Origin of the sequence: Streptomyces sp. NPDC058773, assembly GCF_042746015.1 — a bacterium.
Lineage (GTDB): Bacteria > Actinomycetota > Actinomycetes > Streptomycetales > Streptomycetaceae > Streptomyces.
This window is the reverse complement of sequence record NZ_JBHYPE010000008.1, coordinates 25,751-42,280: the sequence shown is the minus strand read 5'-3', so window position 1 is coordinate 42,280 and position 16,530 is coordinate 25,751. Positions and strand designations below refer to the sequence as shown.

Below are 16,530 nucleotides of genomic sequence, written 5' to 3'. Positions count from 1 at the left end.
GGAGCGCCGTGGCCGGCGATAGGCAGCGCGAGGACAACTCCGCGTTATCCACAGGCGGTTGCGGCGTCGAAGGATCACCTCTTACGTTCAATGACATGGGGGAAGTCGAACATCCGGCGAACACGGGACGCCGCACACCGCACCACAAGCGTTTTCGCGAGACGGTCGTCCTGGCCGTTGTCGGGCTGCTGATCGCCGTCGGGATCATGGCGAACGACCAGGGCCCCTGGAGCGGCACCCTGCCGGACCGGGCGTGCTGGGGTTCCCTCGACCGCGCGCTGCTCGCCAGGGCGGCACCATCCGGCGACGCGCCCTGGGAGATCACCGAGGCGAAGGACCCGTGGGGCAACCCTGAGTGCACGGTGCAGCGGGGCGACTGGCAGCTCAGCGCCACCGCGATAAAGACGCCCCTCAAGGACTACCTGTGGTGGGGACTCGGCACGGTGCCGCTCCGCCACGGCCTCCCCGGCATGATCAAAACGAACCGCGACCGCACGGACGGCTGGCTCCATCTGCCCCGGTGCCGCAACCAGTTGGTGAAGGTCGCCGTCCCCGGCGCGCTGACCGACCGGCACGCCGCCCAGACCCTCGCCGTCAAGGCCCTGCTCGCCGTCGGCAATTCCCGGATCGCCCGGTGCGGCGGAAAGCCCTTTCCCGTGCCCGAACGCTTCGACGCGGCCACGGTCCGGCCCGTACACCTCGCCAGGGGAGCGACGCCGTGCGGGGTGGCGGACGCCCGGACGGTACGGAAGTGGACCTACGGGAAGGTCTCCCAGCTGGGTGGTTTCACCGACGACCCGGTCAGCCGGTGCGCGGCCCTCGGCGAGCGCGACAGCGAAATCGACCTCGGGCTCTTCTCGGCGCTCGTGCTACGCGACCGGGCGATCCTGGACGCCCTCTCACCGACCGGTGTCCGGGCCCGGATACCCGTCCAGCCCCGCACACCCTTGCACCTCACGGCCGAGGACCTCCGCTACGACCGCGACGCCGCCACGGAACTGGCCTGCGCCCAGGGCCCCGGCCGCAGCTATGTCCACGTCTTCGCCTCGGGTTCGGACCCCCAGTACGCGGCGATCAAGCGCGCCGTCCTGACCAAGGTCGCCGCGACCATGAGCTGCCGCTGAACCGCGCCGTCACCATGGATTGCCGCTTACCGGCGCGGCCAGCCACCCACGCCCGCACCGCACCGCACCCACACAACACGGCCGTCCGCGCCCCGTCAGCGCGGGCCGGCCCGGTACTCCGGCCACCACTCACACCACACCGTCTTGCCCAGAGCGCGCTCCCCCACCCCCCACTTGTCCGCGAGTGCGGACACCAGCAACAGCCCCCGTCCGCACTCCTCTTCCGCCGCTCCGTCCCGCACCGGAACCCGCGGCTCCCCGTCCCCGCTGTCGTGCACCTCGACCCGCAGCAGCCCGTCCTCACCCAGCAACAACCGCAGCCGGTACTCACGACCGGGCGGAACACCGTGCAGCAGGGCATTGGTGGCCAGTTCACTGACGCACAGCAGCACCTCGTCCACCCGGCGTTCCAGGTCCCATTCGACGAGCGCGTTACGGGCGAACTCCCTGGCCAGCGGCACGGATCGGCGCTCCCGCCGGTAGCGCACCGTACGGGCACACAGCGTCTGGATCTCCTTTTGCATGGCGCCACTGTCACAGTGCGTAACTATGCTGGACCACAGTGTCAGGTCGTACAGATCCGCTGTACGACTTCTGACTGTGTCATGCCGTCACTGGGAGGGGAAGGCAGAGCGCATGCACCAGGCGAACAAGGCGAATAAACCGAAGAAAATCACTTCCTGGCACGTCATCGGCGCCCAGCTGAGTCATTTCCGCCGGGCCGCCCGCATCACCCAGCCCGCACTGGCCGAGCGGGTGGGACTCCACGAGGACACCATCGGCTCCATCGAGCAGGGCCGCCGCCCGCTCAAGCTCGACCTGGCCGAGACCCTGGACGAACTCCTTGACACCAAGGGCGCGTTGGCGGTCGCGGTGGCGAAGGTCCCGGAGCGGGAGAAGTTGCCCGCGTTCGTACAGGACTTGGTGGAGCACGAGGAGGCGGCGCTGACGCTGCTGTCGTACGAAAACCAGGTGGTGCCAGGTCTGTTGCAGACCGAGCCGTACGCGCAAGCCACCTTCGACTCCCTTTACCCACCGATGGACGAGGAAGAGACTGCGGTGTGGCTCTCGGGGCGCATGAGCCGACAGAAACTGCTGGAACGTAAAAAGCCGCTGCCCATGCTCAACTTCATCCTGGAGGAGGTGGTGCTCCACCGGCCGATCGGCGGCCCCGAGATCCTCCGCGCCCAGCTCCGCCACCTCCGCTCGTGCGCCGAACTCCCTTTCCTAGGGCTTCAGATCATGCCGACGGCCCGGCACGCCCATGCCTCGCTGGACGGCCCACTGGTCCTGCTGGAGACACCCGATCACGAGCACCTCGCCTACATCGAAACTCAACGGATCAGCTTCCTGGTCGACGACCCGGATAAGGTCAGCGTGTATCAACAGGTGTATGGGATGCTGCGGTCGCAGGCCCTCACCCCCGAGGAGACGAAGAGCCTGCTGGACGACTTGCTAGGAGAGTCATGACCAGCACAGCAGCCCAGCACTTCTCTCACGGACTGAACTGGTTCAAGTCCAGCTACAGCGGCAGTGCAGGCGGCAACTGCCTCGAAGTCGCCTACGACTGGCGCAAGTCCACGTACAGCGGCAGCGAAGGCGGCAACTGCCTCGAAGTCGCCACCTGCCCCTCCGCCATCCACATCCGCGACTCCAAAAACCCCGGCGGCCCCATACTCACCCTGAGCACCGCTGCCTGGTCCGCGTTCCTCTCCGACGTCACCAACTGACGGGACCGGACGTGACGATGAAGCCCCGGCAGCTGGGCACGAACGGCCCCACCGTCTCCCCCCTCGGCCTCGGCTGCATGGGAATGTCGGCCTCGTACGGCGTCCCGGACGACGCCGAGTCGCTCCGTACCCTCGACCGCGCGGCCGAGCTCGGCATCACCCTGCTCGACACCGCGGACGCCTACGGGCGGGGCGCCAACGAGGAGTTCCTCGGCCGCTGGCTGCACAGCCGTACCGCATCGCAACGGGACGAGCTGGTCCTCGCGACCAAGTTCGGGCTGCGGCACGACGCCGCCACCGGGCGGGTGAACGAGGTCGACACCTCCGCCGCGTGGGTGCGCGAGGCCTGCCACGCCTCGCTGCGCCGCCTCGGCACGGACCACATCGACCTCTACTACATGCACCGCCGCGACCCGGCCGTCCCCATCGAGGAGACGGTCGGCGCGATGGCCGAACTCGTCGCCGCCGGTGCCGTACGCCACCTGGGCCTCAGCGAGGTCAACCCGCAGACCCTGCGCCGGGCGCATGCCGTGCACCCCATCAGCGCCGTACAGCTGGAGTACTCCCTCTTCACCCGTGACGTCGTGGAGGGCGAGATGCTGGCGACCTGCCGGGAGCTGGGCATCGGCATCGTGGCGTACTCGCCGCTCGGGCGCGGCATGCTGACCGGTGCGCTCGCCGCACGGGACGAGCTGACCACCGAGGACAGCCGGCGCCGCTGGCCGCGGTTCGCCGAGGAGAACATCGACCGCAATCTGCGCCTCGTCCAGGCCGTGCGCACCACCGCCGAGTCCCTCGGCTGCACCCCGGCCCAGGCCGTCCTCGCCTGGCTCCTGGCCCAGGGCGAGGACATCGTCCCGATCCCCGGCACCAAGCGCCGCACCTACCTGGACGAGAACGCGTCGGCCGCCGGGATCACCCTCACTCCGTCGCAGACCGAGCAACTCCGCGCAGCGGTCCCCGAGGGCGCCGTGGCGGGCGAACGCTACCCGCTCGCGGCACTGGAACGGCTGGGGCACTGAGCGGGATGTGACGACAAAGCGGCCGTCCCCCAAGGAGGGACGGCCGCTTCGCGCGCTACCGGATCAGCAGTGCGTCAGCCCTCGACGCCCAGCTTCTCCAGGATGAGTTCGCGGACGCGGGCCGCGTCGGCCTGGCCGCGGGTGGCCTTCATGACCGCGCCGACCAGGGCACCCGCCGCGGCCACCTTGCCGCCGCGGATCTTGTCGGCGATGGCGGCGTTGCCGGCGATCGCCTCATCGACGGCGGTGCCCAGGGCGCCCTCGTCGGAGACGACCTTGAGGCCGCGCTTCTCGACGACGGTGTCCGGGTCGCCCTCGCCGGCCAGCACGCCCTCGATGGTCTGGCGGGCCAGCTTGTCGTTGAGGGAGCCGTCGGCGACCAGCGCGGTCACCCGGGCGACCTGCGCGGGGGTGATCGGCAGGGCAGCCAGGTCCACGCCGTCCTCGTTGGCGCGGCGGGCCAGCTCGCCCATCCACCACTTACGGGCCGAGGCGGAGTCCGCACCGGCGTCGACGGTGGCGGTGATCAGGTCGACCGCGCCCGCGTTGAGGATCGACTGCATGTCGTGCTCGCTGATCCCCCACTCCTCGCGGAGGCGGTTGCGGCGGACCCGCGGCAGCTCGGGGAGCGACGCCCGCAGTTCCTCGACCCACTCACGGGAGGGGGCCACCGGCACCAGGTCCGGCTCGGGGAAGTAGCGGTAGTCCTCGGCCTCTTCCTTGATGCGGCCGGGGGTCGTGGAGCCGTCCTCCTCGTGGAAGTGACGGGTCTCCTGGACGATCGTGCCGCCGGAGGACAGCACCGCGGCGTGGCGCTGGATCTCGAAGCGGGCCGCACGCTCGACGGAGCGCAGGGAGTTGACGTTCTTGGTCTCCGAACGCGTACCGAACTTCTCGGTGCCGTTGGGGCGCAGCGAGAGGTTCACGTCGCAGCGCATCTGGCCCTGTTCCATCCGGGCCTCGGAGACGCCGAGCGCCTTGATGAGCTCGCGCAGCTCGGCGACGTACGCCTTGGCGACCTCGGGGGCCCGCTCGCCCGCGCCCTCGATGGGCTTGGTGACGATCTCGATGAGCGGGATGCCGGCGCGGTTGTAGTCCAGGAGCGAGTGCCGGGCGCCGTGGATACGGCCGGTGGCACCGCCGATGTGGGTGGACTTGCCGGTGTCCTCCTCCATGTGGGCGCGCTCGATGTGCACCCGGAAGATCTCCCCGTCCTCCAGCTGTACGTCGAGGTAGCCGTCGAAGGCGATCGGCTCGTCGTACTGGGAGGTCTGGAAGTTCTTCGGCATGTCCGGATAGAAGTAGTTCTTCCGGGCGAAGCGGCACCATTCGGCGATGGAGCAGTTCAGCGCCAGGCCGATCTTGATCGCGGACTCGACGCCGGTCGCGTTGACGACGGGCAGCGAGCCGGGCATGCCCAGGCAGGTCGGGCAGGTCTGCGAGTTGGCGTCCGCGCCCAGGGCGGTGGAACACCCGCAGAACATCTTGGTGTTGGTGCCGAGCTCGACATGGACCTCCAGGCCCATGACGGGGTCGTACGTCGCGAGGGCGTCCTCGTACGACACCAGGTCAGTGACAGTCACGGTGAAACTTTCCCTCTCAGCCCAGCAGGACGTCGTCGTCGCCCAGGCGCTTCAGTTCGCGGTAGAGGATCGCCAGGCCGGTGACGATCGCCGCGGCCGAAACGGCGGCATCGATCAGGCGGAGCGTGTCGTTCTCCTTGCGGGCCAGCTTGGCCTGCTTGGCGACGCTGATGGCGCCGAACGCGGTGCTGCCGATCGACAGGTACAGACCGGACTTGGACTTCTTGAAGTTCTTGGCCTTCTTGGTCATGGCGGTCACAGTGCAGGTGCCTCCTCTAGCAGCGGATGGCCCCACTTGGCGGTGAACGCGGCCTCGACCGCGGCACCGACCTTGTAGAGCCGGTCGTCGGCCATGGCAGGGGCGATGATCTGCAGGCCCACCGGCAGCCCGTCCTCGGGGGCCAGGCCACAGGGCAGCGACATGGCCGCGTTGCCTGCCAGGTTGGTGGGGATCGTGCACAGGTCGGCGAGGTACATCGCCATCGGGTCGTCGGCGCGCTCGCCGATCGGGAAGGCGGTGGTCGGCGTGGTCGGCGAAACGATCACGTCGACCTGTTCGAAGGCCTTCTCGAAGTCGCGGGTGATCAGCGTCCGCACCTTCTGGGCGGAGCCGTAGTACGCGTCGTAGTAGCCGGAGCTGAGCGCGTACGTGCCGAGCATGATCCGCCGCTTGACCTCGGGGCCGAAGCCGGCCTCACGGGTCAGGGCGGTGACGTCCTCGGCGGACTTGGTGCCGTCGTCGCCGACCCGCAGGCCGTAGCGCATGGCGTCGAAGCGGGCCAGGTTGGAGGAGCACTCCGAGGGCGCGATGAGGTAGTACGCGGACAGCGCGAGGTCGAAGGACGGGCAGTCCAGCTCGACGATCTCGGCGCCCAGCTCCTTCATCAGCGCGACCGACTCATCGAAGCGCTGGATGACACCGGCCTGGTAGCCCTCGCCGCGGAACTGCTTGACGACGCCGACGCGCATGCCCGCGACGCTGCCGTTGCGGGCCGCCTCGACGACCGGCGGGACCGGCGCGTCGATGGAGGTGGAGTCCAGCGGGTCGTGCCCGGCGATGACCTCGTGGAGCAGCGCGGCGTCCAGCACCGTACGGGCGCAGGGACCGCCCTGGTCGAGGGAGCTGGAGAAGGCGACCATGCCGTAGCGGGAGACGCCGCCGTAGGTGGGCTTGACGCCGACCGTGCCGGTGACGGACGCGGGCTGGCGGATGGAACCGCCGGTGTCCGTGCCGATGGCGAGCGGGGCCTCGTAGGAGGCGAGGGCGGCGCTGGAGCCACCGCCGGAGCCGCCGGGGATCTTGGTGAGGTCCCAGGGGTTGCCGGTCGGCCCGTAGGCGCTGTTCTCCGTCGACGACCCCATGGCGAACTCGTCCATGTTGGTCTTGCCGAGGATGACGACGTCGGCGGCCTTGAGCTTCTTGGTCAGCGTCGCGTCGTACGGCGGCAGCCAGCCTTCGAGGATCTTCGAGCCGACGGTGGTGGGAATGCCCTCCGTCGTGAAGATGTCCTTGAGCGCGAGCGGGACACCGGCCAGCGGGCCGAGCTTCTCGCCGCGGGCCTTCTTCTCGTCGACGGCACGGGCCTGGGCCAGCGCGCCCTCGCGGTCGACGTGCAGGAAGGCGTGCACCTTCTCGTCGACGGCCTCGATGCGGGCCAGGTGGGCCTCGGTCACCTCGACGGCGGTGAGCTCGCCGGCGGCGATCTTCGCCGCGATCTCGGCGGCGGTGAGCTTGATCAGGTCTGCCATGTCGGTCACTCCTCCCCCAGGATCTGCGGCACCTTGAAACGCTGCTGCTCCTGGGCCGGGGCGCCGGACAGCGCCTGCTCGGGGGTCAGCGACGGACGGACCTCGTCCGGCCGCATGACGTTGGTCAGGGGCAGCGGGTGGGAGGTCGGCGGGACGTCTTGATCGGCGACCTCGGAGACGCGGGCGACCGCGCCGATGATGTCGTCGAGCTGTCCGGCGAAGTGGTCGAGCTCTTCGGCCTGCAGCTCCAGACGTGCCAGCCGGGCGAGGTGAGCGACCTCCTCGCGCGTGATGCCAGGCATGCAGCGATCCTCTGGTGTTCTTGGCGGAGTGTTCCGGGCGGAATGTCCAGGCGGAGTCTTCTCGGCGAATGCTCCTGTGAACTTTTCCGGCCCAATCCTATGGCGTACGCAAGAGCTGCCGCGAAACCGTTTAGCCGGGGGCCGCCGCGAGCGCCGGGCACGGACCGTTCCGACGGGCCGGCGGGACGCGCGGCGGCGGGCGCGGCGGCGGGCCGGGAGGCGCGCGCCTGGGAGCGCCGCGGCGGGGCCGGAGGCGCGCGGCGGCCGGCTAGGGCGTCTCCGGTTCGGCGGGGTCGTCGGTTGCTTCCGGGGGCGCTGGGGCTGCGGGGGGCTCGCCGGGCGGGGCGGGCTCGCCGGGCGGTTCGGACGGGTCGTGCGCCTCGGACGCGTCGGACGCGCCGGGCCGGGCCGGCTCGTCCTCGTCTTCGGTCGCGGCGCCGTTCCCGTCGCCGTTCCCGTCGTCGATCTCGTCGTCACGACCGGCCTGGGCCGGGGCCTGCTGGGCGGGTTCTTCGGAGCGGGGACATGGGACGGCCGGTGGCCGGGTCAGTTCAGGACCTGTCCGGAAGGGCGCTCGGCGCCCTTCTCCGCCGCCGGCGCGGCCGTCTCCGATTCGCGCTGCCAGCCGCGCTCTCCGCGGGCTCTCAGCCAGGCAGTGGTTTCGTCCGGTGGCATCGCCGCGGCCACCAGCCAGCCCTGTACGGCGTCGCAGCCGAGGTCGCGCAGCCGCTCCCAGGTCTCGTCGTCCTCGACGCCCTCCGCGACGACCAGGAGGCCGAGGGAGTGGGCGAGGTCGAGGGTGCAGCGGACGATCTCCGCGTCCTCGGTGTCGACGGCCAGCCGGGCCACGAACGAGCGGTCGATCTTGAGCTCGCTGACCGGGAGCCGTCTCAGGTGGACGAGAGAGGAGTAGCCGGTGCCGAAGTCGTCGAGGGACATCTTGACGCCGTGCGCGGTGAGCCCGGCGAGGGTGTCGGCGGCCCGCTGCGGGTCCTCCAGGAGGACATGCTCGGTTATCTCCAGTTGGAGGGCGCCCGGTGGGACGCGGTGCCGGGCGAGCCGCGCGGCGACGGCACCGGCGAAGCCCGGGGAGTGCACATCGCGCGGCGAGACATTGACGGCGACCGGGACCTCCAGGCCCATCCCCCGCCAGCGCGCCACCTGGGCGAGCGCGGTCTCCAGGACGTACTCGGTCAGCCGGGGCATCAGCCCGGAGGACTCGGCGATGGCGATGAACTCGTCCGGTGGCACCCGGCCGCGGTCCGGGTGCACCCAGCGGACCAGCGCCTCCAGTCCGGCGACATGTCCGTCGAAGCCGACCTTGGGCTGGTAGTGCAGCTCGACGTCGCCGGCGTCCAGGGCGCGGCGCAGATCGCCCAACAGGCCCAGCCGGTCGGGGGTGTTGCCGTCCCGCTTGGCCTCGTAGAGCTCGACGCCGCTCCGGTCGCGCTTGGCCTGGTACATCGCCACATCGGCGCGGCGCAGCAGCCCCTCGGCGTCGAGGGCGTGGTCGGGGAAGACGGCGACCCCCGCGCTGGCTTCGAGGACGAGGGTGAGTCCGTCGAGGTCCAGCGGGGAGCCGAGGGCGGCGACGAGATTGCGGGCCGCCCGCTGGGAGCTGGTGAGGGAGTCGGTGGTGGGCAGCAGGACGGCGAACTCGTCGCCGCCTAGCCGGGCCGCCTCGGCACCCCGCGGGAGGGCGTGCCGCAGGCGCTCGGCGATCTGGAGCAGCAGGCGGTCGCCGGCGAGGTGGCCGAGGGTGTCGTTGACGGAGCGGAAGCGGTCCAGGTCGATGAGGACCAGCGCCGAGCGGGTGCTGACGCGCTCGGCGTCGTCCAGCGCGGTCCAGGTGCGCTCCAGCAGCCACTGGCGGTTGGGCAGGCCGGTGAGCGGGTCGCGCAGCTGCTCCTCGGCACGGGCGCGGGCTATCCAGAGCGTGGAGTCCAGCGCGATGAGCGGGACCGCGAACAGCGGCAGCAACAGGGGGGCGTGGACGGCGCAGACGGCGATCAGCGGGGAGATGCCGAGCAGGGCGATACCGACAAGCGCCTGCCGGAACACGGCCGTTCGGGGGATGGCGGGCAGCTGGCCGGTGCGCGGGGTGAGGCTGACCCAGAGCAGGCCGCGGCTGACGAAGAGGTAGCCGGCGGCGGTGACGACGACTTCGGGAAGGACGGCGAGGTTCCAGGCCGGCGGGGCCCAGGGGTGGCGGACGCTGGAGGCCACGCCGAACGCGGCGAGGCCGAGCGCCGCGGTGCCGAGGCCGAGGATGTCCACGGCACCGTGCACCACGGCCTGTCGCCAGCGGTGCCGCCGGGCGGCCCCGACCAGAACGACCACGGAGAGGCTGACGAGGACGGCGGGCACCCAGCCGTACAGCAGCAGGACGGCGAGGGCGAGGGCGGCGCCGGAGCCCGTGCCGCCCCACCAGCGGTCCCGGCCGAGGGCGACCAGATGGCCGACGATGATGCCGGTGAGGATCGCCAGCGACCAGCCCACGGAGCCGCCCGGGAACAGTGCGTCACCCTGGCCGAGGGTCACGATGACGCCCGCGGCGAGCGCGAGGCCCGCCACGGTGACGATGGTTGCGGGCAGCGCGGGCACGACGAGCCGCCGCAGCCGCGACGCCGGAGCGGCACTGTCGGTCGGTTTCATTCCGATCCCTCTCACAGCCGGCTGTGCCCGCGCCACGGCAGGCGCACTCCTCAACAGTAGGCCGCGGAAGGCCGCGACGGGCAGCGATCGACGACGGTTGCCCGAATGCGACCCGGCGTCGCGGATCAATCTGGTATGCGCCGATGAGGTGACACCTCACTCCTCCTCAGGTGGAGTGACCGCTACCGCTCGCGCTGCGTCAGGACCCTGCTCCAGCAGCACCGCGAAGCCATCATCGTCCAACACGGGGACCTTCAACTGCATGGCCTTGTCGTACTTCGAACCAGGGTTGTCGCCCACCACTACGAATCCGGTCTTCTTCGAAACAGAACCGGTCACCTTCGCTCCGAGGTTCTGGAGGGCCTCTTTCGCGCCATCTCTGGTGTGTGACTGAAGTGTGCCCGTTACGACGACGGTGACGCCTTCCAGCGGCCGCGGGCCCTCCTCGCCCGTTTGCTCCTCCTCCATCCGGACACCCGCGGCCCGCCAGCTCTCGATGATCTGCTGGTGCCAGTCCACGGCGAACCACTGCTTCAACGAGGCGGCGATGGTGGCCCCGACGCCGTCGACGGCGGCCAGCTCCGTCTCGTCCGCCTCCCGGATGCGGTCGATCGAGCGGAACTCCCGGGCCAGCGCCTCGGCCGCGACCGGGCCCACGTGCCGGATCGACAGCCCGGTGATGACCCGGGCCAGCGGGCGTGCCTTGGCCGCCTGGATGTTCTCCAGCATGGCCAGGGCGTTCTTCTTCGGCTCGCCCTTCTGGTTGGCGAAGAAGGTGACGACCTTCTCCTCGCCCGTCTTCGGGTCACGCTTGGGAAGACCGGAATCCGGGTCGAGGACATAGGACTTGATGGGCAGCAGCTGTTCGATGGAAAGGCCGAAAAGATCTCCTTCGTCCTTCAGCGGAGGCTCTGCGGGCTCCAGCGGCTGGCTGAGTGCCGTCGCCGCGACATAACCGAAGTTCTCGATATCGAGGCATTTGCGGCCGGCGAGGTAGAACAGCCGCTCACGGATCTGGGCGGGGCAGGAGCGGGCGTTGGGGCACCGCAGGTCGATATCGCCCTCCTTGGCGGGCTGCAGCGCCGTCCCGCACTCGGGGCACTCGGCCGGCATCACGAACTCCCGCTCGCCGCCGTCCCGCAGATCCACGACCGGCCCCAGGATCTCCGGGATGACATCGCCCGCCTTGCGGATCACGACGGTGTCCCCGATCAGCACGCCCTTGGCCTTGACCACGTCCTGGTTGTGCAGGGTGGCGAACTCCACCTCGGACCCGGCCACGGTCACCGGCTCGACCACGGCATACGGCGTGACCCGGCCCGTACGGCCGACGCCGACGCGGATGTCGACGAGCTTGGTGTTGACCTCCTCCGGCGGGTACTTCCAGGCGATCGCCCAGCGCGGCGCCCGCGAGGTCGAGCCCAGCCGTCCCTGGAGCCGGATCTCGTCCAGCTTGACCACGACGCCGTCGATCTCGTGCTCGACGGCCGTACGGCGCCGCTCGGCGTCGCCGTAGTGGTCGATGAACTCCCGTACGGCTTCCAGGGAGTCGACGACCCGGTTGTGTGCGGCGGTCGGCAGGCCCCACTCCTTGAGCAGGTCGTAGGCCTCCGACTGGCGGTCGATCTCCAGGCCTTCGCGGGCGCCGAGGCCGTGGACGACCATGTGCAGCGGGCGGGTGGCGGTGACCTTGGGGTCCTTCTGGCGCAGCGAACCGGCCGCGGCGTTACGGGGGTTGGCGAACGGCGGTTTGCCGTCGGCGACCAGCCGCTCGTTGAGTTCGAGGAACTTCTCCATCGGGAAGTAGACCTCGCCGCGCACCTCGACCAGGTCCGGGATGCGGTCGCCCTTGAGGCGGTGCGGGATCTCGGCGATCGTACGGACGTTGGGGGTGATGTCCTCGCCCGTACGGCCGTCGCCGCGGGTGGCGGCGCGGGTCAGCCGGCCCTGCTCGTAGGTGAGGTTGACGGCGAGACCGTCGACCTTCAGCTCGCACAGGAAGTGGTACTTGGCGCTCTTGGGATCGCCGCCCAGCTCACCGGCGATCCGCTCGGCCCAGCCCGCCAACTCCTCGTTGTCGAAGGCGTTGTCGAGCGAGAGCATCCGTTCGCGGTGCTCGACCTCGGTGAACTCCGTGGCGTAGGCCCCGGCGACCTTCTGGGTCGGGGAGTCGGGGGTGCGCAGCTCGGGGTGCTCGTTCTCCAGGGCCTCCAGGGAGCGCAGCAGCCGGTCGAACTCCGCGTCGCTGACGACCGGGGCGTCCTTCACGTAATACCGGAAGCGATGCTCCTCGATCTGCTCAGCGAGCTGCGCGTGCTCCTCCCGCGCCGCCGCGGGCACCTCGGATGCCGCTGCGTGCTGTTCGCCAGCCACCGTCTTGTCCTCCCGATGTCCTTGAGTGCGGTCACTCAGGGTTGTCTGCGAGTGATCTCGCCGCCCGGACGCAGTGGGCGAGAGCGGAGCGGGCATAAGCGGGCGAAGCGCCCGCCAGACCGCACGACGGGGTGATGACCACGGACTCGCTGAGAGTCCCCGGCGCCAGCCCCAGCCTGCGCCACAGCGTCCTGACCCCCATGACGCTACCGGCAGGGTCTGACAATCGGCCGTCCACGCCCGGCACCACGCCCGCGAACAGCGTGGTACCGCCCTCGACGGCCTCCCCGATCGTCTCCTCCTCACGCTCGGTGAGCAGCGAGAAATCGAACGAGACGCCCGTGACGCCGGCCCGCCGCAGCAGTCCGAAGGGCACCTCGGGCGCGCACGAGTGGACGACCACGGGGCCGCCCTCCGCCACCCCGACGAGATCACGCAGCGCGCTCTCGACGACCGCCCGGTCCACCGCCCGGTGGGTGCGGTATCCGCTCGCCGTCTTTACCCGGCCCTGGAGCACCGCCGTCAACGACGGTTCGTCGAGCTGGAGCACGACCCTGGCCCCCGGGACCCGCCGCCGTACGTCCGCGAGGTGGCCGCGCAGCCCCTCCGCCAGGGATGCGGCGAGGTCCCGGCAGGCGCCGGCGTCGGAGAGCGCCGCCTCGCCGTTGCGCAGCTCCAGGGCGGCGGCCAGGGTCCACGGGCCGACCGCGGAGACCTTCAGCGCGCCCTCGTACCCCTGGGTGAACTCCTCCAGGGCGTCGAGGTCCTCCCCCAGCCAGGAGTGCGCCCGCCGGGTGTCCCGGCCCGGCCGGTCGCTGATCCGCCAGCCGCTGGGCTCCACATGGCCGAAGACCTCGACCAGCATCCCGAGGGTCCGGCCGATCATGTCGGCGCCGGGCCCCCGGGCGGGCAGCTCCGGCAGATACGGGAAGGTCTCCAGCGATCCGGTGACGGTCTTGGCCGCCTCCCGCGCGTCACCGCCCGGCATCGATCCGATCCCGGTCGCCGCGCCCGCGGTCCACTTCTGCGTGCTGTTCTCGCTCACCCTGGAAGGGTATGCGCCGGTGCGCGGGGCGGGGTGGGGCAGGTGGGCGGGGCGGGATGCTCGGGGTACGCCGGCAGGGCGTGCGCGGGTGGCGCGCGGGCGTGGGCCTCACCTCGCCGGGTACGTCCCGTACGACGGGCGGTGGACGCCGCTCACTTCCTGGTGCGCAGGCCCACCCGGCCGGCCACCGCGGCGACGGCCAGCGCGCCCGCCGCCAGGGCGAAGGCGCACGCCGCGCCCCGGTGGCCGCCGCCGGTGCCCGTCAGTACCGCGCCCATGCCGGCGATGCCCACCAGGGAGCCGATCTGGCGGTTGGCGTTGAGGGTCGCGCTGCCGATGTCGGCGTGCTCGCGGCCCGCGGCCGCCATCAGGACACCGGTCATCGCCGGGGAGCTGACCCCGCTGCCGGTGTTGGTGACCGCGAGCACCACGGCGAGCACCCAGTACGGCAGACCGGGCGCGAGGGTCAGGAACAGCAGGGCGTAGCCCGCGGCGGAGAGCGCCAGGGAGGCGGTGAGCGCGGCCCGGTTGCCGGTCCGCAGTCCGAACCGGGCGTAGAGGACGTTGCCGAGAGGGATGACCAAGACGGCCGGCAGCATCTGCAGCCCCGCCGTCACGGGACTCGCGCCGCGCGCGGTCTGCAGGAAGAGGCCGAGGACGAACAGCGCCCCGTAGAAGGCGAAGTTGAAGAGGAAGCCGACCACATTGGCCGCGGCGAAACCGGGGTCCGCGAAGAGCGGGGCCGGCAGGACCGGCGTACGGGCGGTCCGTTCACGGACCAGGAATCCGGCCAGCGCGACCGCCGCGACCGCGAACGCTCCCAGGACGAACGGCGCAGACCATCCTGTTCCGGGCCCTTCGATGAGCCCGTAACTCAGCGCCCCGAGGGCCAGCAGACCCAGGACGTGCCCGACGCCGCCGAGCGCCGGACCACGGGCCGGGACCGCCGCGATCACCCGCCGGGCCAGCAGCAACCCGGCCAGCCCGATGGGGAGGTTGACGAGAAAGATGGAGCGCCAGCCGAGCGTGCCGACCAGGACACCGCCGATGGCCGGCGCCAGTCCCACGGAGGTGGAGACGATCGCCGACCAGATACCGAGGACCTTCGTCCGGCGCGCCGGTTCGGGGAAGGCGTGCATCAGCAGCGACAGCGAGCTGGGCATGAACAGCGCCGCGCCGGCCCCCTGGACGAAGCGGGCCGCCACCAGGACGGCACCGTCCGGCGCGACGGCGCCCAGCAGGGACGCGGCGGTGAAGACGGCGAGCCCGACGAGATAGATCCGGCGGGCCCCGAACCGCTTCGCCAGCGAGCCGGCGAGCAGCAGCAGCGCGGCGAAGGCCAGGACATAGCCGTCGACGACCCAGGTGAGACCGGACATGGTCAGCCCGAGCCGGGCCCGCAGATCGTTCCCGGCGACGTTCATGATGCCGGTGTCCAGGCTCGCCATCACGAACCCGAGGGCCAGCACGAGGAGTTGGAGGCCGGGGCGGGGGCGGCCCGGCGAGGGGGCCTCACGCACCGACACCTGCGGCACATACTTCTCAGTGATCATGGATTTAGTTAAAGCTGTATCCATCTCCGCAACAATGGTTACAGCTATAACTTTACTGAACGCATACGAAACCGCCGGGGCCCCGGAACGCGATGTGCGTCCCGGGGCCCCGGCGGTGTCTTTGGCGGCGTCGTGGGCGCCCGCCGGCGGTCAGCCGTGCTCAGCGAGGGTCAGTCGCCCCGCCCCAGTGCCTTCAGCAGGTCATCGCGGAGCGCGGCCCGCTCCTCGTGCGAGAGATGGTCGAGCGGGGAGGCGGTGCCCATCCGCCGCAGCAGACCGAGCCGCAACTCCCGTCCCGCCTCGGTGAGTACGAGCTGCTTGGCCCGGCCGTCCAGGGGGTGCGGCCGGCGCACGACCATGCCCTGCTTCTCCAGCTTGGAGATGACGTAGGTGACATTCGGTGGCTCGCAGCACAGCACCGCGGCCAGCTCCCGCGCCGTCTTCGGCTCGCCGAGCTCCTCCAGCGCCTTGGCCTGCGTCGGCGTCAGATCGAGCTCGGCGATCCGGCCGCGCTGATGGGCGTCGAGCCGCCGGCTCAGCTCCGTCACGAGCCCCCGGATCTCCCGGAACCCGCACCCCGCCGCCGCGGTCGACTTCGCTTCAATGGTCACTCATGAAGCGTACGTCGCCGCGGCGGAAAGCAGCGGTGCGCGTACGACGGCCGGGGTCAGCCACGAGCGGGGCGCGGCCCCGGCGGTCAGCGTCCGGGCCGTACCGACACATCGTTGATCTCGGCGTCCCGCGGCAGATCGATGGCCGTGAGGATGGCCGTCGCGACCGACTCCGGGTCGATCCAGCGGGACGGGTCGTACTCCTTGCCCTCCTGCTGGTGGGTGCTCTCCTGCATGGGCGTGGCGGTACGCCCCGGGTAGACCGACGTGACCCGCACCCCGTTGTCGTGCTCCTCCGCCCGCAGCGCGTCGGCCAGCGCCTTCAGACCGTGCTTGGTCGCCGCGTACGCACCCCACTGGGCCCGCGCGCTCAGCCCGGCACCGGAGTTCACGAAGACGACATGCCCCTCGGCGACCCGTACCAGCGGCAGCAACAGCCGGGTGAGTTCGGCGGGGGCGACCAGGTTGGCGGCGAGCTGCCGCTGCCAGGACTTGGCCGGCAGATCGCCGACCGCGCCCAGCTCGATCACGCCCGCGCTGTGCACCAGGGAGTCGATCCGGTCCGGCAGCGGCTGCTGGCCGAAGGCCCAGGACAGCTTCTCGGGGTTGGCGAGATCACCGACGAGTGTGCGGGCGCCGGGGAACTGCGCGGCCAGCTCCTTGGCCCGGACCGCGTTGCGCGCCAGCAGCCACAGGTCCTCCCCGCGGTCCGCGAGCCGCCGTGCGACCGCCGCTCCGATGCCCGACCCTGCGCCCGTGATCAAGTGCGTACCCATGGGCCCG

General features: G+C 71.0%; 15 protein-coding genes. 4 read left to right on the top strand and 11 right to left on the bottom strand.

All coding sequences use genetic code 11. The features are described 5' to 3' along the window. The first annotated feature begins 95 nt into the window (after positions 1-95). Positions 96-1,124, top strand: a complete 1,029-nt coding sequence (locus ACFW5B_RS09695) for a hypothetical protein (RefSeq protein WP_386435877.1) — start codon at positions 96-98, stop codon at positions 1,122-1,124. 95 nt (positions 1,125-1,219) lie between these two features. On the opposite strand, the gene ACFW5B_RS09690 is transcribed toward ACFW5B_RS09695, so the two are convergent. Continuing rightward, the gene (locus tag ACFW5B_RS09690; protein WP_386435874.1) at positions 1,220-1,648 is read right to left on the bottom strand and encodes an ATP-binding protein; all 429 of its coding nucleotides are present in this window, start codon (positions 1,646-1,648) and stop codon (positions 1,220-1,222) included. Between the two features lie 112 nt (positions 1,649-1,760). On the opposite strand from ACFW5B_RS09690, the gene ACFW5B_RS09685 reads away from it, so the two are divergent. Genes ACFW5B_RS09685 through ACFW5B_RS09675 form a run of 3 tightly spaced genes read left to right on the top strand, consistent with a single transcriptional unit; the run spans position 1,761 to position 3,876 of the window. After that, the gene (locus tag ACFW5B_RS09685; RefSeq protein ID WP_386435871.1) at positions 1,761-2,594 is read left to right on the top strand and encodes a helix-turn-helix domain-containing protein; all 834 of its coding nucleotides are present in this window, start codon (positions 1,761-1,763) and stop codon (positions 2,592-2,594) included. Beyond that, positions 2,591-2,854: a DUF397 domain-containing protein gene (locus ACFW5B_RS09680; protein WP_386435868.1), complete on the top strand. Its 264-nt coding sequence runs from the start codon at positions 2,591-2,593 to the stop codon at positions 2,852-2,854. The genes ACFW5B_RS09685 and ACFW5B_RS09680 overlap by 4 nt, the downstream gene beginning before the upstream one ends. A 17-nt stretch (positions 2,855-2,871) precedes the next feature. Further along, positions 2,872-3,876, top strand: coding sequence for an aldo/keto reductase (locus ACFW5B_RS09675; protein WP_386436311.1), 1,005 nt, complete (start codon positions 2,872-2,874; stop codon positions 3,874-3,876). 74 nt (positions 3,877-3,950) lie between these two features. Here the strand turns inward: ACFW5B_RS09675 and gatB are convergent, their stop codons facing one another. The 10 genes from gatB to ACFW5B_RS09625 all read right to left on the bottom strand — a co-directional run bounded on the left by gatB (position 3,951) and on the right by ACFW5B_RS09625 (position 16,523). Further along, on the bottom strand, positions 3,951-5,459 hold the full coding sequence (gatB, locus tag ACFW5B_RS09670; protein ID WP_386435865.1) for an Asp-tRNA(Asn)/Glu-tRNA(Gln) amidotransferase subunit GatB: 1,509 nt from the start codon (positions 5,457-5,459) through the stop codon (positions 3,951-3,953). A gap of 16 nt (positions 5,460-5,475) precedes the next feature. After that, the gene (locus ACFW5B_RS09665; RefSeq protein ID WP_033266953.1) at positions 5,476-5,709 is read right to left on the bottom strand and encodes a hypothetical protein; all 234 of its coding nucleotides are present in this window, start codon (positions 5,707-5,709) and stop codon (positions 5,476-5,478) included. A gap of 5 nt (positions 5,710-5,714) precedes the next feature. Continuing rightward, entirely contained in the window at positions 5,715-7,208 is a 1,494-nt protein-coding gene (gene gatA / locus ACFW5B_RS09660) for an Asp-tRNA(Asn)/Glu-tRNA(Gln) amidotransferase subunit GatA (RefSeq protein WP_386435862.1), read from the bottom strand. Positions 7,209-7,213: 5 nt separating this feature from the next. Next, positions 7,214-7,510 carry an Asp-tRNA(Asn)/Glu-tRNA(Gln) amidotransferase subunit GatC gene (gene gatC, locus ACFW5B_RS09655; protein WP_189100097.1) on the bottom strand — a complete coding sequence of 99 codons (297 nt, stop codon included), beginning with the start codon at positions 7,508-7,510 and terminating at the stop codon, positions 7,214-7,216. Positions 7,511-8,056: 546 nt separating this feature from the next. Next, the gene (locus ACFW5B_RS09650) at positions 8,057-10,165 is read right to left on the bottom strand and encodes a putative bifunctional diguanylate cyclase/phosphodiesterase (protein WP_386435858.1); all 2,109 of its coding nucleotides are present in this window, start codon (positions 10,163-10,165) and stop codon (positions 8,057-8,059) included. Between the two features lie 156 nt (positions 10,166-10,321). After that, on the bottom strand, positions 10,322-12,538 hold the full coding sequence (gene ligA, locus ACFW5B_RS09645; RefSeq protein WP_386435855.1) for an NAD-dependent DNA ligase LigA: 2,217 nt from the start codon (positions 12,536-12,538) through the stop codon (positions 10,322-10,324). A gap of 31 nt (positions 12,539-12,569) precedes the next feature. Further along, entirely contained in the window at positions 12,570-13,583 is a 1,014-nt protein-coding gene (locus tag ACFW5B_RS09640) for a methionine synthase (RefSeq protein ID WP_386435852.1), read from the bottom strand. A 152-nt stretch (positions 13,584-13,735) separates the two neighbouring features. Beyond that, on the bottom strand, positions 13,736-15,136 hold the full coding sequence (locus ACFW5B_RS09635) for an MFS transporter (RefSeq protein ID WP_386435849.1): 1,401 nt from the start codon (positions 15,134-15,136) through the stop codon (positions 13,736-13,738). A gap of 170 nt (positions 15,137-15,306) precedes the next feature. Next, the gene (locus ACFW5B_RS09630; protein WP_386436307.1) at positions 15,307-15,684 is read right to left on the bottom strand and encodes a MarR family winged helix-turn-helix transcriptional regulator; all 378 of its coding nucleotides are present in this window, start codon (positions 15,682-15,684) and stop codon (positions 15,307-15,309) included. 149 nt (positions 15,685-15,833) lie between these two features. Beyond that, complete coding sequence (locus ACFW5B_RS09625; protein ID WP_386435847.1) at positions 15,834-16,523, bottom strand: SDR family oxidoreductase; 690 nt, start codon at positions 16,521-16,523, stop codon at positions 15,834-15,836. Between the last annotated feature and the right edge of the window lie 7 nt (positions 16,524-16,530).